This is a genomic window from Fuerstiella sp. (assembly GCA_022447225.1).
Classification (GTDB): domain Bacteria; phylum Planctomycetota; class Planctomycetia; order Planctomycetales; family Planctomycetaceae; genus S139-18.
This window is the reverse complement of sequence record JAKVAZ010000002.1, coordinates 86,836-108,072: the sequence shown is the minus strand read 5'-3', so window position 1 is coordinate 108,072 and position 21,237 is coordinate 86,836. Positions and strand designations below refer to the sequence as shown.

The window sequence follows — 21,237 nt, the reverse complement described above, 5'->3', positions numbered from 1 at the left end:
GGAGTAGTGATGTTTGTACCTCAGGAACTGATCGGAAACCCTCAGAACCTGTATTCCGGACTTAGTCAGAACCTCCGCTGCAGAAGGCCGCTTCATCGTGAACCGGATCATCCCGTCAAGTCTGCTGTTTGATTATCGAATGAAAGTGCCGGCATGTCCGACACCCTCACGGAAAAAAACAGGGCGGCTGCTGAAACTGACCGATTCGGCACAGCTCCCGAATGTGTCGATGATGGACGGCAGCCCGTCTTTTTCAACAGTTCATATTGGCTGGAATTCAAAGGGACTGGGCATTCGTGTGATTGTCTGTGGACGCACCCGACCGCTCGCAGGGGAACCAAATCATCCGACAGACTCGGACTGTGTGGAACTGTGGATCGACACGCGACCAACCGGTAACGTACACCGGGCAACCGGCTACTGTCATCGACTGGCCTGTTTTCCCTGCAACCTCTCAGCCGACGGAGAACCGACGGTGGTCCCCATGTCAATTCCGCAACAGCGGGAAGTCAAATCTGACATACAGATCCGCCATATTCAGCTTCGAGTGCATGCCCGTAAAGACGGTTATGAAATGGAAGTCTGGATTCCGGAAAGCCAGCTCTACGGTTATCGTGAGATTGATGAACTACGACAATTAGGATTCTATTGTCTCGTCCACGACACCGAACTGGGTGAACAGCCACTCACGGTAACAGAAGAATTCCCCGTCGCCTGGGACCCGTCATTGTGGGTTCAGTTGGAGTTAGCCGACAAATGAACAGGGTTAACCTGCTGGTCTCTGTATATCTGATTATTCTGAATTCTGCTTACGGACAGTCAACAAAGGCCGTATCGACTGAGTCTGCCGGCTCCTGGCCGGTTGTGATTGCTCGTGGAGGTGCTTCAGGATACTTGCCGGAACACACCACGGAAGCCGCTGCATATGCTCATGCCCTGAAAGCAGACTACATCGAACTGAAGTGCGTGCTGTCGAAGGATAACGTGCCGGTTGTCCTCCGTGATATCGCTCTTGATCCGGTGACTGATGTAGCTGACGTGTTTCCTGACAGGCTGCGGGATGACCGTCGATGGTACGTGTTTGACTTCACGCTTGAGGAACTTCGCCGGCTGAATGTGCGGAAGCAGTCTCATCACGCAGGTTCTTCAGGATTCCCTGCAGGACAGGGCCGTTTTCAGATTGCCACCCTGCGGGAACACGTGGAACTCATTCGTGGTCTGGACCATTCCCGACGAACTGCCACCGGCCTCTGCATCGAACTCAGAGAACCTGCTCGCCATCGAGCTGAACAGTTTGACGTTGCCGGCTCCGTACTCAAAGTTCTGAATGCAGCGGATTCGGCCGGTGAGGATCATCTGATTTATCTGCAGTGTTTTGACGAAAAAGAATTGCGTCGACTGCGAATTGACCTCAAATGCCGCCTGCCGCTGATTCAGCTTTGCAGGACCCCTCCAACCGAACAAAAGATTCGAGAGTATGCTCGAGTCGCAGACGGACTGGGGATCTCTGTCGATGGTGTGATCTCCGGAATGACCAAGGGAAAAAACACGGAGCCGGTCTTCACAGACGTGATTCGTCTCTCTCATGCGCATGCAATGCAGGTACATGTCCGGACCGCACCTACAGACCAGCTGAAAAAATCTGCGAAATCAGTCGATCAGCTGCTGGACTGGCTTGTTCAGGACGCCGGGGCCGACGGGATTTACAGTGATCGCCCGGACAAAGTTCTTAGCTGGCGCGCATCCAGGTCACCGAAGATCAGGACCGGACCATTTCAGTTGATTCGCAAAAGCAGGGAGTGACATCTGAACTCCGTTCCGCGGAGTGACAGGACCCATCAACTGCCCCTCACAACATCAACGGTGCGTGTGCTCAGGTCCGGGAAACGTCCCCTGTTCAACTTCACTGACGTAGTTCCGAACAGCGTCTAGAGCAACGTCTCTGAGTTCGGCAAATTTTTTCAGAAATCGGGGATTAAAACCCGGTGTCAGACCCAGCATATCCGGCCCAACCAATACCTGCCCGCTGCAGTTTGGACCGGCACCAATTCCGATCGTCGGAATAGAAATGGCATCAGTAATTTTCCGTGCAATGTCACCAGGTACGAGTTCCAGTACAAGTCCAAAAGCTCCGGCGTCCTCAGCAGCCCGGGCATCGTCCAGCAGTGCCTGTTCATCACGCTGGATGCGTCCCATGGCTCCCAGACGACGGATGGCCTGCGGCCTCATACCGACATGGGCCATTACGGGAATTTCCGCTCGACAAATCGCTTCGATCGTCGACTGCTGAATGTGACCTCCTTCCAGTTTGACAGCATCTGCGCCGGTTTCCTTGATAATACGCCCTGCACTCCGGACAGCCTGCAAAGGTGATTCCTGATAGGACATAAAGGGCATATCGACAATGACCAATGCTCGCCGAACGGCCCGACACACAAGTTTCCCATGGTAAATGATTTCATCCAGAGTCACTGGCAGCGTGGTAGAGTGTCCCTGAACAACCATACCAAGGGTATCGCCTACCAGAATGCTGTCGACTCCGGCTTCATCCATGATACCAGCCCACAAATAGTCATAAGCAGTCACCATGGAAATACGGTGGTCCGTTTCGACTGCGGCAAGAAAATCGGGAACTGTGACATGTTGTTTTTTGGTGAAAGGCACGCTGGCGGTGTCCCGGACAGAAGCAGAAACGTTCAGTTACCAAAATCACCTCAGTGGTGATCAGCTTTACAGCGATTATGTGGAGTCTACAGTGCAAACACCGTATTGCACGGCTGTGTCAGTTGAGAATTGGTAACACGCGAAGTCTGTGGATTACACCGTTTCCGCCGGAAAGAAAGGTTTCGGTCGGCAGAGGAACCTGTTGATGTGCCGGACAGAAGTTGACCGTGCGTGGAATGAGCCGTAAAGTTGGAGGATTCGTCAAATCACCGGCACCGGGTGAACTGTCATCAATGGACTGTGGTTAACGACTCCACTCTGCGTACCAGGCAACAAGAATGTCCGACAGCTCCAAACAACCCGATCAGATGCCCAAAAAGGGACCTCAAAAGGATCGTGGTTCTCAGACCAATTTCCTGTGGTATGCCCTCGTCTTCACCCTTGTCGGAATGGTTGTGTTCTCCACGATGCACACCCCGGCCGGGGAACTGATCGAGTACAGTGAATTCGTCAGGAAGATTGAGGACGGTGTCCTGACACCGGAAGAAGTCCACGAACTGAAGATTGGCCCGACGGAACTGACCTGGCAGTCGAAGTCGATTGATTACCTGAAGAACAATCGAAAAGCCGACGTAAAATATTATCGAGTCGGCCTGTGGGGACAGGGTGACGATGCCGGCACAAAGCTGGAAGAACTTCTGCAGGAAAACGGGATCAAGGCCTCTTACAAAACGGCTCCGTCGCCGTGGAATGACATCCTGCCGACATTGCTGCTGATTGGACTGTTCGTAGGGTTGATGATCTTTATGGTTCGGCGTCTGGGCGGTGCCGGTTCAGCAATGTCCTTTGGCCGCAGTCGAGGCAAGCTTTACGCTCAGGAAGACATCAGCATTACATTCCAGGACGTTGCCGGTATCAATGAACCACTCGAAGAGCTCAAGGAGATTGTTGAGTTCCTGAAAACACCTCAGAAATATCAGTCACTCGGTGGACGAATTCCACGCGGAGTTCTGCTGGTGGGACCTCCGGGGACTGGTAAGACTCTGCTCGCCAAAGCGGTTGCAGGAGAAGCAGGTGTTCCCTTCTTCAGCCTTTCCGGTTCGGACTTTGTGGAAATGTATGTCGGCGTAGGTGCAGCCCGGGTGCGTGACATGTTTCAGCAGGCACTCCAGCGTTCACCTTCAATTATTTTTATCGACGAGCTGGATGCACTGGGAAAAGTTCGCGGCAGTGGAGCACCCGGCGGCCATGACGAACGCGAACAAACGCTCAATGCGCTTTTGGTGGAGATGGACGGTTTCGGTACCGACCACAGTGTGATTGTGATGGGTGCAACCAACCGACCTGAAACACTGGATCCGGCTCTGCGTCGCCCTGGTCGTTTCGACCGCCACGTCGTTGTGGATCGACCCGACATTAAGGGACGTGCAGACATTCTGGATGTGCACGCCAAAAAAGTAAAACTTTCTGACGACGTGAACCTGCAGAAAATTGCCAGACTAACACCCGGTTTTGTCGGAGCAGATCTGGCTAACCTTGTGAATGAGGCTGCTTTGTTATCTGCCCGCCGCAGTGAAACCCGCGTGACCATGCAGTCGTTTGAAGACGGTGTGGAACGTGTCATGGCGGGTCTGGAAAAGACGTCACGCATCGTGCTGGAAGAAGTGAAACGACGTGTTGCCGGTCACGAGTCCGGACATGCGCTGGTGGCCGCCAGCCTGCCCAACACGGATCCGGTTCATAAGATTTCAATCATTCCGCGTGGCATGGGTGCTCTGGGCTATATGCTGCAGGTTCCGGAGGACGAACGGGAGCTGCTGACTCAGTCGGAACTTGACGGTCGCATCGCAGTATTACTGGGAGGAATTGCTGCTGAGCAGATCATCTACGATGAAACGTCGACCGGAGCTCAGAACGATCTTCAGCGGGCAACAGATATGTCTCGCCGGATGGTGACCGAGTTTGGCATGAGTCCTCGACTTGGACGTATGTTCTACAGTGAGTCTCAAAGATCGCCATTCATCGGAGCCGTTGGTCCCTCAATCATGCAGGAGAATATTCACAGCGAAGAAACGCTGCGAGAGATTGATCTGGAAGTAAAACGGATCGTCGACGAATCCTATCGACGAGCGTATGAGATTCTTAAATCCCAGGAAAAAATCCTCCGGCGTCTCAGTCTGGAACTGTTTGAGAAAGAAACGATCACTGCAGACGAGATGCACGAAATCATCGACGAATATAAGGATGGTCCTAAAATTGCGCCAGGCACGACTCCACCAGCTGCTCACACTGATGAAGACCTTCCGATCGACGTGGTTGAGCCGGATGTGTCTCGCGAGGCGGCTGAGTGAATAAGATGCAGATGATCCCGGTCCTGGACCTGCTGAATGGTATTACGGTGCAGGCGGTCGCAGGTCGCAGGAAAGAGTATCGTCCGATCCGCAGCTGTCTGACAAATTCAACAGATCCATGTGTTGTCCTCCGGCAACTCGATCAAGTGTGCAAGTCAGAAAACGCCTATATCGCAGACCTGGACGCAATTCTGAACAAACAACCGAATCGCTGTACACTGGCTGAGCTGTCCCGACTAAACCTGAACCTGATGGTGGATGCAGGTATTCAGTCCTGTGAAGAGGCAGAAGACCTGCTGGATCTGGGAATCCGAAATGTAATCGTCGGGCTGGAATCGCTGCCGGACTTGGATACAGCCTGCAAACTGATACGTCACTTTGGACCTGAACCGTTGATTCTCAGCCTTGATCTGAAGGCAGGTGTTCCACTGACCCGAGACGAATCGTGGGTTCAAATGGAACCGCTGAAAGTTCTGGAGAACCTGGCCGAAGCAGGATTCCGCCGATGGATCGTGCTTGACTTGGCGGGCGTGGGTAAGTCACAGGGGGTTCCAACCGCAGAACTGTGCCGTCAGGTACGCGGTCTGCGTCCTAACGATGAAATTATCACCGGGGGCGGAGTCCGCAGTATCAACGATTTAGTTCAGCTCCACACAATCGGAATCGACGGCGTTCTTGTCGCCTCCGCCCTGCATACCGGAGCACTCACGGAGCAGAATCTGGACGAGTGGCGTCGAGCGTCAGCTGTCCAGACACAGCCTGGTTCCTGAAATCTCACAGATCTCGCTGCTGAAACGTAAAATTGACCGGCGCGTTCCTGAAAACTGTTACAGTTGCCGGTTAATTCGCGTTCACCGTGTCACAATTTCTGTTGCATTCTGTCGATGTCGCCGTGCGTCACTTATTGATTCGATTCATGAAATATGCGAACCGGTGGGCCTGGCCGGTATCGCTGACAGCTGCGATTACAGTGTGTGTGTTGGCACACAGTGTATGGTTCCCTTCAACTCGCAGCGGAGTCCGCAGAATCATCACGAAATTCAGGGCAGTCCCTGCCAATGCTGCATCTGATAGCCACGTCAAACCCACAGTTACGGATTCCGGTGGACATGATCATGAAACACATGCCGGCCACACTGAATCGACGTCCGCAAAGCTGTCTGCGGAATCTCTCAAAAACATGGGACTGACAAAAGACACAGTTCTCCCCGTCCGTCTGCAGTCGTTTCGCACATCCATCACCGTTCCCGCCGTTGTCGTGGAACAGCCAGGCCGAACACGAGTGCAGGTGGCAACACCGATGACCGGAGCGATTACTCACATCCATGCCGTCGAAGGTGAAGCTGTGCAGCCCGGAACGCTGCTCTTCAGGATCCAGCTTACCCACGAAGATCTTGTGAAAGCTCAGACAAATTTCGTAAAGACAGTGGGTGACCTGCAAATCGAAGAAAACGAAATTGCTCGTTTACAGAAGATCCCGAACAGCGGAGCTGTGGCGGGTCGACTGCTGCTCGAACGCAAATACGCCAAAGAAAAACTGACAGCCCTGCTGACGGCTCAGCGCGAGTCATTGCGGCTGCATGGACTTTCTGATTCACAGGTTTCACAGATATCAAAAACACGTCGTCTGCTGGGTGACCTGCACATGTTCGCACCGTCATCAGACGACCATTCGGATGACGAAATTCGACTGACCGAACAACCTCTGAGGCCGGTAGCATTCGAAGTCGATCACGCACAACATCACAAGTCAGCGACCGGTGAACAGAACACCGGTGAACAGAACACTGTGCCCGCCCCGCTGATACTGCAGAAGCTCAACGTTCAAAAAGGACAGTCGGTTGGTGCGGGGGAAACACTTTGTGTCCTGACAGATCTCCGCCATCTGTATATCGAAGGCGTTGCATTCGAATCCGACGTCCATGTATTACGACAGGCGTTGCAGCGCGGGTGGAAGGTTTCCGCGGTATTTAATCGACAGGACGAGTCCTCCGGTCGAATTGATGAGCTTCAAATTGCATGGCTGGCAAACGAAATCTCCTCTGCACGGCGCACTTTGCATTTTTACATTGTGCTGCCGAATAATATTCTTCACCAAAGACAACAAGGCGGAAGACGTTATGTGGACTGGATGTATTTTGCCGGCCAGCGTCTGCAGATACACGTTCCGGTGGAAGAATGGCCGGATCGAATTGTGTTACCTGTAGATGCGGTCGCACAGGAGGGGGCGGAATACTTCGTCTTTCAGAAAAAAGGAAACGATTTCCACCGCGTCTCTGTTCACGTGGAGTACCACGACCAGCACTCATTTGTCATCGCCGGTGACGCAACGCTTCGTCCCGGTGATTTGGTCGCAATGAAAGGCGCACATCAGATGCAAATGGCACTGAAGAACAAGGCACCTGGTAATCCTGATCCTCATGCCGGACACAGCCATTAGGACAATTCCACCAGTGCGTCATCTACATGGAACAAACCCGGGAAACGGTGGCGGTACCATCTCAAACCCTGTTCGGTGACGGAGCCGCTTACTGAAATTCGTGCCAGGAGAGCCATTTCATGTTGAATGCCGTTATTCGGTTTGCGCTTCGTCAAAGGCTGCTGATCATGGCCCTGGCACTGATGATCAGCGGTTACGGAGCGTGGCAGGGCATACACGCACAGGTCGATGTGTTTCCTGATTTGAACCGGCCCCGTGTCGTGATTATGACAGAAGCACACGGATTGGCTCCGGAAGAGATTGAAACGCTTGTCACGTTCCCGATCGAAGCATCGATGAACGGAGCCAGCGGTGTTCAGGTCGTTCGCAGTTCATCCGCTGTCGGAATCTCTGTCGTCTATGTCGAATTCGACTGGGGAACTGATATTTACGACGACCGCCAGATTGTCAATGAGCGACTCCAGCTGATCCAGGACCGGATGCCCGAGGGAGTGATACCAACGCTGGCACCGGTCTCATCGATCATGGGGCAGATCCTGATGCTGGGTATATGGAGTGAAAATACAAAAACAGACGCAATGGAACTGCGAACGCTTGCCGACTGGGTCATCCGGCAGCGGTTGCTCACTATTCAGGGAGTTTCCCAGGTCTTTGCGATGGGTGGGGAGCGGAAGCAATTTCAGGTTCTTGTCGATCCGGACGCGATGCTGCAATTTGGGGTGACACTGAATCAGGTTAGACACGCCGTCCAGGAAAGCAGCCGGAACGCAACCGGCGGGTACCTCGACCAGCAGGGACCGAACGAACTGCTGGTTCGGGCACTTGGTCGTGTGCAGTCGGTGGAAGATATTCAAAAGGTCGCGGTCACCATTCGTGATGGTCGACCGGTTGCGTTGGGACAGATTGCTCAGGTTGTTGAAGGGGCTCAGGTAAAACGTGGTGACAGCGCGGCGTACCAGCGTGACGACAGCGAAAAATTTCTGGGTGGCCCTGCTGTGGTTTTGACAGTCAACAAACAACCGGGTTCGGATACACGAACCGTTACAGACGAATGTCTTGCTGCCGTGAGAGACCTCCAGCCGTCTCTTCCCAAAGGAATGCATATTGAGCCGATGTACATGCAGAAATCTTTCATTGATCGTGCGATTGACAACGTAAAACAGGCCCTGCGAGACGGTGGAATTCTGGTTGTCGTGATCCTGTTCCTGTTTCTAATGAATTTTCGCACTACGTTCATCACCCTGACCGCCATTCCGCTGTCCATACTCATGACGGCCATCGTCTTCGCGTTTTTCGATCTGTCGATCAATACCATGACCCTGGGAGGTCTGGCTGTCGCCATCGGTGAACTGGTGGACGATGCGATTGTTGACGTCGAGAACATCTTCCGCAGGCTCAAAACAAACCGCCGGCGTGCCAGCCCTGAACACCCGCTGCTGGTTGTGTTTCGGGCCAGTGTGGAAGTCCGTAATTCGATCGTGTTCGGCACGATGATTGTAATCCTTGTGTTTGTTCCGCTGTTCGCACTCACCGGTATGGTTGGACGACTTTTTGCACCGCTTGGAATCGCATACATCGTTTCGATTTTGTCATCGCTGGTGGTATCGCTGACTGTGACCCCGGTCCTGTGCTACTGGCTGCTGGGCAACTCGAAGCTGACAGAGCACCAGAAAGACGGCGTTGTCCTGCGCGGCCTCAAATGGGTCGGCGACAGAGTCATCCGATTTAGCCTGCGTTTTCCGCAACTGAACCTCCTGATGACCGCAGCAGCCGCCGGACTTGCTGCACTCTTTGTCGTGAATCTGGAACGTGATCCCCTGCCACCGTTCAACGAAGGTTCGATGCAGCTGAATGTCGTTTTGCCACCTGGTACATCACTTGTCCAGTCGGATGCAATCAATCGACGGGTTGAAAACCGGATCAAGAAGGTCCAGGACGTGATCAGGTTCGTTCGCCGTACCGGCCGCGCGGAGCTGGACGAGCATGCGGAAGGTGTTCACATGAGTGAATATATCCTGGAGCTGGATCCCCGATCCCCACGGACACGAGAGCAACAACTGGCGGAAATCCGGGAAACGGTGGCAGAGATTCCCGGAATTGTAACGGCCGTGGAGCAGCCAATCGCTCATTTGATTTCGCACATGATTTCCGGAGTCAAAGCGCAAATCGGGATCAAGTTGTACGGAGACGATCTGGACGAACTGCGTCGCAGAGCTCAGCAAATCCATACTGTGATGCAGAGCATCAACGGCGTCACGGATCCGCTGGTGGAACCGCAGGTAATCATTCCTCAACTTCAAATCCGCCTCGATCGCGACAAACTTCTGCTTTACGGACTCACACCAGCAGACGTCAATGAATTTATTGAGACATCGATGAACGGACAGGTCGTCTCGGACGTGCTGGTTGGTCAGCGTTCATTCGACCTGCTGATCCGTTTGAAAGAAGATTATCGGGAAGACCTCCTCGCCCTCCGCCGCTTATCGATTGATACACCGGATGGTGCACGGATTCCACTGGAGGCAGTGGCTGAAATCTATGAATCCGGAGGACCGAATACCGTCAACCGTGAGAATGTCCGGCGACGAATCATTCTACAGGCAAATGTGTCGGGGCGAGGTGTGGTGGATGTCGTTGAAGAAATTCAGGAGCGGATGAAGCCTGTCATTGCCTCATTGCCTGCTGGTTACTTTGTTGAATACAGCGGGCAGTTCGAAACTCAGCAGCAGGCCAACCGAATCATTGGTGGTTTATTCGCGGTGTCGATGCTCGGTGTGTTTCTGGTCCTGTTCAGCATGTTCCGATCGATCAACCTCTCTCTACAGGTCATGGCCGCACTTCCCATGGCGTTTATCGGATCCGTTGCGGCGCTGGTGATCACCGGTCAAACACTGACGATCGCCGCAACCGTTGGATTCATTTCGCTGGCAGGAATCGCTTCACGCAACGGCATTCTGCTGCTCAACCATTATCTGCATCTGGTGAAATACGAAGGAGAGAGCTGGACAAAAGACATGATCGTGCGTGCCGGCCTGGAACGGCTCTCTCCTGTTCTGATGACAGCACTCACCTCCGGAATCGGACTTGTACCGCTGGTTCTGGCAGCCGGCGAGCCAGGAAAAGAAATCCTGTATCCGGTCGCGACAGTGATCCTCGGCGGACTCATCAGTTCGACTCTGCTGGATTTCTTTGTACACCCTGCCCTGTTCTGGCTGTTCGGTATTCGAGCTGCCGAACGAGTGGTCCGTGATTCTCACGTCGAAGTGGTGTTGACTGAATCAGACAGGAAACCGGCCTGACTCCGAAACTGATGCGATTGACAAGCCGATCATCACCTTCGGAGTGTGTTCACGATCCCGTAACATGCGTACCCTTTCGATACGGAAAGAAAACCGATCCCGACCACAAATATTGATCAGCGGACAAACGTATAACACGGACATTTCCAGATCCCGATTCAGGGCCGTTGCGTCAACCGTGATACCGACCTTTCCACTTCGATGATCATTCTCTCACGCCCGGTCCGTGAAGGACGGACTGATACAGTGAAGTATAACTCGCACCGCCGGAACTCAGCTCCGACTGATACAGTACGATCCGGTCAAGGTGAACCGTTCCAAAGTCAGTGGTGGTGTGTCGGTCAAGCAGTTCGAACAGCAAATCGGGTGTGCGCCGGCGACGTAAGTTGCCCCGGGCAACTGTAATGTGTGGACGGTAAACACGTTTGTCCGGACTCCAGCCGGCCATGATCAGCCGTGATTCAAGATCTGTCTGCAGAGTGACCAGTGTTCGGAGTTCCTTCACACCCACCCACACCACCGACGGTTTTTTCATGTCGGGAAATACACCAAGCCCTGACATTGCTGCATCAACAGCAGTGAATTCCGCAGCAACTTCATTGAGGATCCGGATCAGTTCTGAAACTGACTCTTCCGCGGTCTCTCCCAGAAACCTCAGTGTCAGATGCAGTGTGGATGAACCGGAAATTCGGACCGATGGTCCGATCTGGCTCAGCTCATCGATCACTCGCCGCAGCTGCAGATCTGGATCGACACTGAATGCAATGAAGGTGCGAATACCCACAAAACCCGACCTCAGCGTGATCAGCAGCCGATCCCTGTCAGACGACAGGTAACAGACTTCAGTGACCAGCGGGCTTCAGAAAAAATGCGTGTGGCAGCAGATCTTTCAGTACCATGTACTCCGGAGGACAGTCGGTAGTACTGTCATCCAGCAATATACACAAATCCGGATTGAACTCATTCAGAAACTGCCGGCAGCTGCCGCACAGAGCCGGCGGACCGGTAACGGTAACGCAGATGACAAGTGGCTGCGATGCGCCGGCGGCCACCGCGCTGCACATCGCAACACGCTCAGCGCAAATCGTCAGGCCATATGATGCGTTCTCTACGTTACATCCAGTAAATACCCGACCATCCGCTGTTCGCAGAGCTGCTCCAACAGTATATGAAGAGTAAGGAGCATACGCACGACAGCGAACCTCACGTGCCGCTTTGACAAGTCGTTTCCAGTCGTCCGGCAACGGTAGATTTTTATTCATGTTGCGTCTCCCGTAATCCGATCGGCAATCAGTTCCAGCGGACCGGCGCAATCTGAGAGGGTAATGCTTCGACGCAGATCAGCTCGAAACCGGTCCGGATTTCGTGTGAACATCCGTATCAGTGGCTGCCCCGAAGTGACGGTATCGCCGACTCTTACCAGCATTTCGATCCCGACTGAGTGATCGATCTGATCGGACAGTTGTTGTCTTCCGCCACCCATCGCAATGATGGACCAGCCGAGAGACTGCCCGTTAATCGCAGACACCGTTCCGGACTGTTCAGAAGTAACTTCCGCAGCAGGTGCGGTCGGCCGCCTGATTCCCAGATCTCCACCCTGTGCTGACACCAGCATCTCAAATCGTTCCATCGCCGATCCGTCGTCGAGTTTCCGCATTGTCAGCTGTTTGGCATCCCGGTTACATCCGCAAACGCCGGCCGTGACCAGTAATTCCGCAGCCAGTTCCAGAGTAAGTTCGCGAACATCCTTCGGGCCACGACCCTGAAGAACATCCAGCGATTCTTCAACTTCGACCGAGTTGCCACACAAACGGCCCAGAGGTTGATTCATATCAGTGAGCAGCGCCGTGGTCTCAACATTCATGCGCTGACCGGTTTGCACGAGTGATCTCGCCAGACTCAGCGCCTGGTCGTATTGTTTCATGAACGCACCGGAACCAAACTTGACATCCATGACAAGTGCATCCGGAGATTCGGCCAGTTTCTTACTCATGATACTGGCCGTAATCAGCGGAATTGACGGCACGGTCGCAGTCACATCCCGAAGTGCATACAGCCGACGATCGACGGGAGCCAGTTCAGCAGAGGCTCCTGTAATCACGCATCCGGTCTGCTTCACAATTGTCCGGATTTCATCCGACGAAAGATCCGTTCGAAACCCGGGAATCGACTCAAGTTTATCCAGAGTTCCTCCTGTTGGTCCCAGTCCACGTCCCGACACCATTGGAACTTCGACGCCGCAGGCCGCGAGCAGAGGCACCAGCGGCAGTGACACCTTATCTCCGATTCCTCCTGTGGAATGCTTGTCAACACGCGGGATCCCGTCATTAGCCCACTGCAGGCGTTGTCCGGACGCCAGCATGGCCTCGGTTAACGCAGCCGTCTCTGACGACGTCATCCCTTTATGAAACACGGCCATGGAAAATGCGGCCATCTGATAGTCAGGAATCTGACCCTCTGAATACCCGCGAACAAAAGCAGCAATCACATCATCGCTGAGTTCACAACCGTCTCGTTTCTCAGCGATAATTTGAACAGGCAGCACAGTTACATCCGAAAACCCGGCCGGTAAATCTTACTTCTACTATAGCAGATTGCGATACCGACCGGTGTTTGCTGCCGTTTCGATCGACCATATGTCTGCGGAGGCACAGGCTCATGAAGGAAACACGTACTAGCGAAAAGCCGGGTTCGCTGACATGACAATCAGCAATACACGTGAAAAACCTGGTTTGATTTTACACCGAATTTTTGCAGTTTACAAAAACATCCGCTGATCGGTTCCCGTGATTGACCTCAGCAGGCGTGTCGTCGTCAAATTCGGGCTACACTCAGACACACTCCCGATCGTCGCTCCAAATGTCCTCGCAGAATGGTGAAACTCCACAGCCACGGCCTCTATGGGATTCACCAACAAGATTCCGACTGCTATGAACCGACCCGAAACCTTTGAACATCTGTTTATTGTTCCGGCGCCGGTATCTGAGGTCGCTGCATTTCACTACCACCATGATGCTTTTCTGCGTCTGGTTCCACCAGGCCCACGGGTCCGGATTCATCTGCAGCAGCCTCTCGCGAACGCTTCCATCGTTGAGTTTACGATGTGGTTAGGCCCGTTTCCGATCTATTGGAAGGCAGTTCACAGTGAGATCCGCGATACAGGTTTCGTAGATACTCAGGTGGCCGGACCGATGAAATCATGGATACATCGTCACAGTTTTGAACGTGTCTCCGATTCTGAAACAGCTGTGGTGGACCGAATCGACTACGAACATTTTCCCGGCTGGCGCGGCGTTCGATCGCATTGTTTGTTTGCGCGCGCCAGTTTGAAAACGCTGTTTATGTGGAGAACATATGCAACCCGGACCGGTGTTCGGATGATGCATCAACAACGGTAAGATGGCTCAGTCGTCGCACGCGGGCCGACGACGATTTTTCTTGCGGTCTGAATTTGCTTTCTTGTTCTGCAGTCGTCGTTCTGTTGATCCTCGAGAACGACGCGTCGGCCGCCGCTGAACAGGTGCTGACGCGACTTCAAGTATCAGTGTCTTAAGTCGTTCGAGGCAGTCTTCCATGTTGCGCTGCTGATCTCTGTACTTCTGACTCTGAAGTATGAGATGACCTTCTTTAGTCAGACGTGCGGCATAGCGGTCGACAAATCGTTCCCGCACAGCTGTCGGCAGCGACGGACTTTGACGAACATTCCATCGCAGCACCGCTTTTGTACTGACCTTGTTCACATTCTGTCCCCCCGGACCGCTACTGCGTGTGTAGGAGAAGTGCAGTTCAGTACGAGGTATCTGAATGGACTGGTTTACATAAAGCATAGTCTCTGTACAGAATCAAAACTGGCTGGCGTGTACGGCGTGCTGTCAACGAGTTGAATTCCCGGGGCAGGTAGGTGGGTCTAATGTCGACAGTAAAACTATCATCACAATCGGTTCGACGACATGTAAATCGAAAAGTACAGCCGGAACCGTCAGATTTGCTGCTTGCCGGCCGCAGAACAGTCTGCGTCCGGCAAAGATCTCGACTGATCTACAGAAATGAGCCGAATCTCGTTCGCTGCTGACAAGATCTCGCAGCAATTCAGAATTCCGCATGTCCCGGTGTTCTTGGCAGTGGAATGACATCACGAATGTTGGTCATCCCGGTCACCAGTTGTACGGCGCGTTCCAGCCCAAGACCGAAACCACTGTGCGGCACAGTGCCGTAACGACGCAGATCGGTGTACCACCAGTAATCATCGGGATTCATTCCGCATTCTTCAATGCGACCAACCAGGATGTCCAAACGTTCTTCCCGCTGACTGCCACCGATGATTTCTCCGACGCGCGGCACCAGTACGTCCATTGCACGGACAGTCGTACCATCGTCATTACATCGCATATAGAATGGTTTAATTTTCCGCGGATAATCATAAAGGATCACGGGCTGCCTGAAGTGATCCTCCGCCAGGAACCGCTCGTGTTCACTTTGCAGGTCGCTTCCCCATTTCACCGGATAATCAAATGATTTTTTGGCTGACAACAAAAGATCCACAGCTTCCGTATACGACAGGCGAATGAACGCACTGCTCCGAATATTTTCGAGTGTCTCAAGGACAGTTTTGTCGATTCGCCGGTTAAAAAATTCCATATCTTCGGGGCATTGTTCCAGTACATCACCGATAATCGTCCTGATGAAGGTTTCCGCCAGGTCCATGTTATCGCTGAGATCATAAAACGGCATTTCCGGTTCGACCATCCAGAACTCTGCGAGGTGCCGTGTGGTGTTACTGTTTTCTGCACGGAATGTCGGGCCGAACGTGTAACATTCCCCAACGGAAGTAGCAAAAATCTCGGCTTCCAGCTGGCCGCTCACCGTCAGAGCCGCCGACTTGCCAAAGAAGTCCTGATTCCAGTCAATGCTGGTTTGCAGTTGCGCAAGTCGAGGCAGATCCAGAGTGGTAACCTGAAACATCTCTCCCGCACCTTCGCAGTCACTGGTCGTGATAATCGGAGTATTGATATACAGGAAGTCTCGTGACTGGAAAAAATTGTGAATGGATGCACTCAGGCAGTTGCGAACACGACTAACCGCACCGATCGCATTTGTGCGAGGGCGCAGGTGAGCAATTTCCCGGAGGAATTCGAAGCTGTGTCCTTTCTTTTGCAGCGGATATGACGCAGGGTCGGCGTCTCCAATGATCTTCAGGGTTGTTGCGTGAACTTCAATGCGCTGACCTTTTCCAGGAGATTCGTGAACCACACCCTCAATTGCCACACTCGCACCCGTGGTGACCCTCCGAATAGATTCATCATAGTCTGGAATTGTAGCATCAACGATAATCTGCAGATTCGCCAGTGAGCTGCCGTCGTTGAGTTCGATGAATGAGAACCCTTTCTTTGAGTCGCGCCGAGTACGAACCCATCCCCTGACCGTAATGGCGGCATCCGGCAAAATATGTTTGAGGATGTTAGCAATTCGCGTGTTGACCATTTTTCCTTCCATCTGGACAATATTCCGCAACACTTCGAACAGAAGCAGGTTTTCACTGTTCGCGGCGGGGTTATACCTGAGATTCACCAAAGGTTTAAAGCGTGATAAGTCTGTTGCGTGAATGCCGGCGCCGTCCTGCCCGATATCAAATTCCACTCAGGCAATACCATGGCAAAGGGCAAAACCGGTTACCGGCCATCGTTAAGCTCCAGGCAGCGGTCCCCCCATTACCACGCCCCCCCCATGAAAGGCCGGATCGTTGCAAGTTCCGTATTCCTGGAGAACGGGTGGTCAGAAGAAGAGCTGAACTTGAATCGACAGGGCGGTTGCCGCAAAATGTCTGCTCGCTTGTAAATTAGTGTATTCTACCTTTCTCAATTCTGACCATATTCCAATGTCCATTGAACGTGCAGAGCAGCTCAAGAAACAGCTGACCGACAAATGGGTCGTTGTCAATCCTGGAATTTCCGAACTCCGTCGATTTGAAGAACTCACAGGACGCGTCAAAACGGTCAATATGAATTGTCGTGCTCTGGTGGAATTCAACGGGGTAGAAGACATCAGCTGGTATGACATTGATCCCGGCGCACTAACGGTTGTGGATCCACCAAAACCCAAAGAGAAGCCGGAAACAAAACCCAAAGAAAAAACTACAGCTGCCAGCTCGGTATCGAAATCCGCTGCTGAAGGTTCCCCACTGGATAAAATCAGAACTCAGGCAGGCGGCGAACAATCGGCAACAGCCAAACCGGCAGGAGGATCCCCGCTGGATGCTATTCGGGCGCAGGCCACCGGCGCAGCAAAACCGTCCGGCGGCGATTCACCTCTGGATAAAATTAGAGCCCAGGCAGGCGGCGAACAACCGGCAACAGCCAAACCGGCAGGAGGATCTCCGCTGGATGCTATTCGGGCGCAGGCCACCGGCGCAGCAAAGCCGTCCGGCGGCGATTCACCTCTGGATAAAATTAGAGCTCAGGCGACCGCCGCACCGGAAGTATCCGCTCCTGACGCAGACACAAAGCCAGAACCCGATGTTTCTGAGTCGGCTGAAGAGACTCCACCGCCGACACCCCCGGCCACTCCCTCTGTCGATACGACCGGAATGTCTCCTCTGGATGTCATACGCGCTCAGGGCGCATTCAAGGGTGACAAATAGAACTGACCTGATTGCTGACCTCAGCCTGGAAAATGTTAGCCGTGCCGTTTTCAGCGATGTCTCATGGATTGAGTACCAACCGGCAGACGATGAAGATCGATGACATCCTGCGGCAGACGGCAAAGGTCAACTGGGTGATTCCAACAGCCTCAATTGAATCTCTGGCAGGAATCTGTCGTTCCGGATCCTTGTGAAAATTCGTTGATATTCCCGCAGACCACAGCGACGATCATGGGAATGATTCTGCTGTTAAACTTTGCAGATGGCCTGAATCCGACGGAAATCGCCGGGTGTCCTGGAGTTCCAGTCGAAACCGTCAAGTTCCGCAGGCAATGTGTGGCCCATACCATACGGGAATCACCTGCTGCAAAAACAACATTGACCGGAAAATGCCCGACTTCCGGTACAGATTCTGTCCCGCCGTGAACGATTGCTCTTGCTTCGGAATTCCATCGTCTGGCACACTGTGTGTCGAGTGTCAATGCACCCTTTATTCAACGCATCTCAGGCTTCCGCCATGAATTGCCGAATTGGTTCCTTTGTTTTCACCATCATTACATTCTGTATCACGGGACTGCCGCACTGCTGTGGACAGGGACTGATATTCAGCCTGCCCGAGGATGGTAGCGGAGTCGAATACGAAGGCACGGTCATTCAGGAAACGGTGCGTCCTGATCTGCAGGATGGCAGGGAAATACTCACGTGGAGCCGTGAGTTGTCCATCAAGTCCGTTGGACGCGAACACACTGAATATAACGGAGAGCTCCAGCCATGCCGCTGGATCGAGATTAAAGTTGTGACGGGAACATCAGGAGCCACCGGAATCGATGCCGGCCCCGTTGGAGCACGAATTTACAAGGTTCTGGTACCTGAAAACAAAGTCATGAGCCTCGCCGTGGACGGAGAATCAATTCCGAACGCCGTATTGCCGATCGTAAAAGGCTTTCGTCGACTTGGCGAAGAACAAGTCGAACAAATCAACAGTCACGGGCTGGTTGTCTACCCGACGTTGTGTCTGCTGGCAAACTATGAATCACCGACAGAAATTTCAGAATCGGAAACTGTTGACAGTGTTAGCGGTCAGGAAAACTTCGATAGTCGCCATATGAAGGGCGAAACGATACGAGAACGTCCGGATTCCCGTTCAACAAACACAGGCGAGTTCTGGGTGAGTCAGGACGTCCCGTTTGGCCTCGCAGGATGGTCTGTGCGGGTCGTTCGGGAGTTAAAGGGATCTACGGAAGAGCGGACTAAATTCCGTCAGATCAGTTCCATAAACAGCGAGATGAAGGTCCAGAACATCCTGGAGGCGGCCGAATCCGAATTGATCACAGAATAATTCTGTGAGTCTGTCGTGAGTGACATTGCCGGACCGCCTGGACGCAGTTATGCGGATTGTAACGCATCTGCGTATTCTGATTTCGCTGCTGCTGATTGGCTTGAGGCGCCCATTGCCTTTTCCTGACCTAGAGTGAATCAGTCACTCACCCATTCCATTGCTCAGCCGCAGGACGTGATCTTCACAGACATCCTGGTGGAACATTCGCGGATCCGACTCTCTCCGCGCCAATTCTTGAGCAAGGCACGACGGTGCATTCAGGTTAATGTCAACGGAATCGCTCTGGAACATCAGCTGTGAACTGCGTATCTGAAACAACTGTAGCAACCACTCCGTTCTGCAGAACGGAACCCGCAATCCCGACGGATTCGTCAGCTGTCATCACGCATCTGCTGCTTCTGGCCGAACAGGCCCTGCTGGAAAACGAAGCATGCTCTGAGCCACCCGTGATTCCTCGCAATGTCCTGATGATGCTGCTGCGCACGATGAAGTTTCGCTGTCCGGCCATTGTCGCCCACGGCCAGCGAATCGCAACCATCGGCAGTGGACTGGCTGAACTACTTGGCTGGAACAATGCCGAACGTCGCGTCCTCGAAATCGCCGGTCTGCTGCACGACCTCGGGAAGATGGGTGTACCGGAATATATTATCGGGAAGCCCGGAAAACTGAGTTCAGAAGAGTACGATCTGGTAAGTCAATATCATCAGGCTGCGGTTTGCCTGCTGCAGGCATTGAAGGCCGACAGTAGTCTGGTGACGATGCTGACTTTCATGCAGTGTAATTTTGATGCCGCCGGAGTGGAAAAAAACGACGGTGGTGTAACAGTGGAACTGCCGCTGGGATCCCGGATACTGGCGGTGGCGGATGCGTACGACTCGCTCTGTACGCCTAAGGCATCTCGCCGAGGGATGCCTCACGAAAAAGCCATGAAAATTCTTCGCGATCATTCCGGTACACGCTACGACGGTAATGTTGTTTCCGCGATGGAACGCTGGCACGAACTGGAAGCCGGGGTTCTGTTTGACCGGACAGAATCATTTGAACGGCACGAATCACCACTGATGTCTGCGGAGCAACGCGATGAAGTCATCGTTTTGACTCAGATTTTACAGATGCTGTACCAGTTTCAGATCCTGTATGACGGGTATTTCATCACCAACGCCGATGGCAATTACTGTGTCTGGTCAGACGGCATGCCGGGACTGACCGGCCGACCGGTGGAAACGATTCTCGGACGTCGGTGGCAGCCATCGGACGTCCGATTATCCCGGACCAGTCGTACGGACGAAAACGAAGCCGCTTCCTGCGAAGAAATCATTCCAAAGGTTTTGCGGAACGGAACAGCTCAGTTCGCCAGTCACGTGTGTAACGTGAGTGAATCGCAACAGCTGAGTGTGGACGTCCACACCATGCCCGTGTCCGGTCAGCAGCAACACGTCACCGGTGCGGCTCAGCTGTTCCGCTGCAAGGGTGGCGTACGCCGAAAAACACACGAATATGCGGAACTCAAGCTGGCCGCAACTCGTGACTCCCTGACTGGTGTGGCAAATCGTGGTCAGCTGGAAACCCAGCTGCGGCATATGATCGACGACTACCACAACCACGAAGGTGGTCGCCATCTGAGTGTTGTATTTCTGGATGTCGATCGGTTCAAAAGTATCAACGACACCTTTGGCCATAAAGCAGGTGACCAGGTTCTGGTGGATTTGACCCGGTTGCTGCAGAACGAGACGTATTCCGGAGAGATCATCGCCCGGTACGGTGGCGAAGAATTCGTCGTGGTATGTCCGGACACCGATTTGCAGTCCGCAGTCCGACGAGCAGAACGGCTGCGTCTCGCCGTAAAAAAGATTTCGGCAGGTGGTATCTCAGGGTTGAGTGTCACGTCGTCGTTTGGCGTTTCCACAGCCCGTTTGGGAGATTCTGCACAGACGCTTCTGGAACGTGCAGATATGAGTCTTTTTCGAGCGAAAGAAAGCGGACGAAACAGAACATGCTCAGAAGCAGAAGAAGATGACCCAACGCTGGCAGCCAGTGAATCCGGATCGTCGGAAGACAGCAACTCCAATGTCAGTCTCATTGAAGGAGATCTGCAGTACCGCGACACGATTGATGTTTCGACATCACTGGAGATTACCGCCATCAAGCTTGACGCATACCTGAAAGAAACCGGAATGGATATCAGGTCACAGGACCGGGGAACACTCAAACTACAGGCAGGTCGCAACAGATTTTCCAGACGCTGGGGGTCTACTCCTGATCGTCAGCCGGTCGAAATCGAGGTTCAATTCGAAACACAGCGACAAACAGACCCAACGTCAGGAAGACAAAAGACCGTGCACTTTGTTTCGGTCACCATGCAGCCTGTCGGCCGCCGACCTGACACAGAACTTTTCCAGTTCCGCTGCAGCCGACTGATTCAGGAAATGCGAGCCTATCTTCTGAGTTCCTGAAGGTCTGTAACTGCCCGACACACTCCGATCAACAGCAGCAAGCAAAGCTCGCTG

General features: G+C 53.2%; 16 protein-coding genes. 10 read left to right on the top strand and 6 right to left on the bottom strand.

Annotated elements, in window-relative coordinates; genetic code table 11:
• Nucleotides 1–97: 97 nt before the first annotated feature.
• Both MK110_02650 and MK110_02645 read left to right on the top strand, forming a co-directional pair.
• Complete coding sequence (locus tag MK110_02650; GenBank protein ID MCH2210173.1) at nucleotides 98–760, top strand: hypothetical protein; 663 nt, start codon at nucleotides 98–100, stop codon at nucleotides 758–760.
• A complete protein-coding gene (locus tag MK110_02645; GenBank protein MCH2210172.1) occupies nucleotides 757–1,803 on the top strand; it encodes a hypothetical protein in 1,047 nt (348 codons plus the stop codon). Before MK110_02650 ends, MK110_02645 begins: the two co-directional genes overlap by 4 nt.
• 54 nt (nucleotides 1,804–1,857) lie before the next feature.
• Here the strand turns inward: MK110_02645 and panB are convergent, their stop codons facing one another.
• A complete protein-coding gene (gene panB, locus MK110_02640; GenBank protein MCH2210171.1) occupies nucleotides 1,858–2,664 on the bottom strand; it encodes a 3-methyl-2-oxobutanoate hydroxymethyltransferase in 807 nt (268 codons plus the stop codon).
• A gap of 338 nt (nucleotides 2,665–3,002) precedes the next feature.
• Here panB and ftsH point away from each other — a divergent pair, with 338 nt between their 5' ends.
• The 4 genes from ftsH (at nucleotide 3,003) to MK110_02620 (ending at nucleotide 10,754) form a co-directional block, all read left to right on the top strand.
• Nucleotides 3,003–5,015 (top strand): ATP-dependent zinc metalloprotease FtsH, encoded by a 2,013-nt coding sequence (gene ftsH, locus MK110_02635; GenBank protein ID MCH2210170.1) that lies wholly within the window; start codon nucleotides 3,003–3,005, stop codon nucleotides 5,013–5,015.
• Between the two features lie 5 nt (nucleotides 5,016–5,020).
• Nucleotides 5,021–5,785 (top strand): HisA/HisF-related TIM barrel protein, encoded by a 765-nt coding sequence (locus MK110_02630; GenBank protein MCH2210169.1) that lies wholly within the window; start codon nucleotides 5,021–5,023, stop codon nucleotides 5,783–5,785.
• A 146-nt stretch (nucleotides 5,786–5,931) separates the two neighbouring features.
• A complete protein-coding gene (locus tag MK110_02625) occupies nucleotides 5,932–7,455 on the top strand; it encodes an efflux RND transporter periplasmic adaptor subunit (protein ID MCH2210168.1) in 1,524 nt (507 codons plus the stop codon).
• A gap of 119 nt (nucleotides 7,456–7,574) precedes the next feature.
• On the top strand, nucleotides 7,575–10,754 hold the full coding sequence (locus tag MK110_02620; protein MCH2210167.1) for an efflux RND transporter permease subunit: 3,180 nt from the start codon (nucleotides 7,575–7,577) through the stop codon (nucleotides 10,752–10,754).
• Nucleotides 10,755–10,959: 205 nt separating this feature from the next.
• On the opposite strand, the gene thpR is transcribed toward MK110_02620, so the two are convergent.
• From thpR to MK110_02605, 3 genes are read right to left on the bottom strand one after another with little or no spacing between them, the layout of a single operon-like run.
• Nucleotides 10,960–11,538 carry an RNA 2',3'-cyclic phosphodiesterase gene (gene thpR, locus MK110_02615; GenBank protein MCH2210166.1) on the bottom strand — a complete coding sequence of 193 codons (579 nt, stop codon included), beginning with the start codon at nucleotides 11,536–11,538 and terminating at the stop codon, nucleotides 10,960–10,962.
• Nucleotides 11,539–11,596: 58 nt separating this feature from the next.
• The gene (gene cdd, locus MK110_02610) at nucleotides 11,597–12,016 is read right to left on the bottom strand and encodes a cytidine deaminase (protein MCH2210165.1); all 420 of its coding nucleotides are present in this window, start codon (nucleotides 12,014–12,016) and stop codon (nucleotides 11,597–11,599) included.
• Complete coding sequence (locus MK110_02605; protein MCH2210164.1) at nucleotides 12,013–13,299, bottom strand: thymidine phosphorylase; 1,287 nt, start codon at nucleotides 13,297–13,299, stop codon at nucleotides 12,013–12,015. Before MK110_02605 ends, cdd begins: the two co-directional genes overlap by 4 nt.
• Before the next feature lie 385 nt (nucleotides 13,300–13,684).
• Between MK110_02605 and MK110_02600 the strand changes: the two genes are divergently transcribed.
• Nucleotides 13,685–14,152, top strand: a complete 468-nt coding sequence (locus tag MK110_02600) for a hypothetical protein (protein MCH2210163.1) — start codon at nucleotides 13,685–13,687, stop codon at nucleotides 14,150–14,152.
• A gap of 6 nt (nucleotides 14,153–14,158) precedes the next feature.
• On the opposite strand, the gene arfB is transcribed toward MK110_02600, so the two are convergent.
• Together arfB and asnS are read right to left on the bottom strand one after the other, a co-directional pair.
• Nucleotides 14,159–14,581, bottom strand: coding sequence for an aminoacyl-tRNA hydrolase (arfB, locus tag MK110_02595; GenBank protein ID MCH2210162.1), 423 nt, complete (start codon nucleotides 14,579–14,581; stop codon nucleotides 14,159–14,161).
• Between the two features lie 262 nt (nucleotides 14,582–14,843).
• Nucleotides 14,844–16,235 carry an asparagine--tRNA ligase gene (gene asnS, locus MK110_02590; GenBank protein MCH2210161.1) on the bottom strand — a complete coding sequence of 464 codons (1,392 nt, stop codon included), beginning with the start codon at nucleotides 16,233–16,235 and terminating at the stop codon, nucleotides 14,844–14,846.
• A gap of 394 nt (nucleotides 16,236–16,629) precedes the next feature.
• Between asnS and MK110_02585 the strand changes: the two genes are divergently transcribed.
• From MK110_02585 to MK110_02575, 3 genes are all read left to right on the top strand, one after another.
• Nucleotides 16,630–17,391, top strand: a complete 762-nt coding sequence (locus tag MK110_02585) for a hypothetical protein (protein ID MCH2210160.1) — start codon at nucleotides 16,630–16,632, stop codon at nucleotides 17,389–17,391.
• Between the two features lie 517 nt (nucleotides 17,392–17,908).
• A complete protein-coding gene (locus MK110_02580) occupies nucleotides 17,909–18,730 on the top strand; it encodes a hypothetical protein (protein ID MCH2210159.1) in 822 nt (273 codons plus the stop codon).
• A gap of 296 nt (nucleotides 18,731–19,026) precedes the next feature.
• Nucleotides 19,027–21,183 carry a diguanylate cyclase gene (locus MK110_02575; GenBank protein ID MCH2210158.1) on the top strand — a complete coding sequence of 719 codons (2,157 nt, stop codon included), beginning with the start codon at nucleotides 19,027–19,029 and terminating at the stop codon, nucleotides 21,181–21,183.
• Nucleotides 21,184–21,237: the final 54 nt, after the last annotated feature.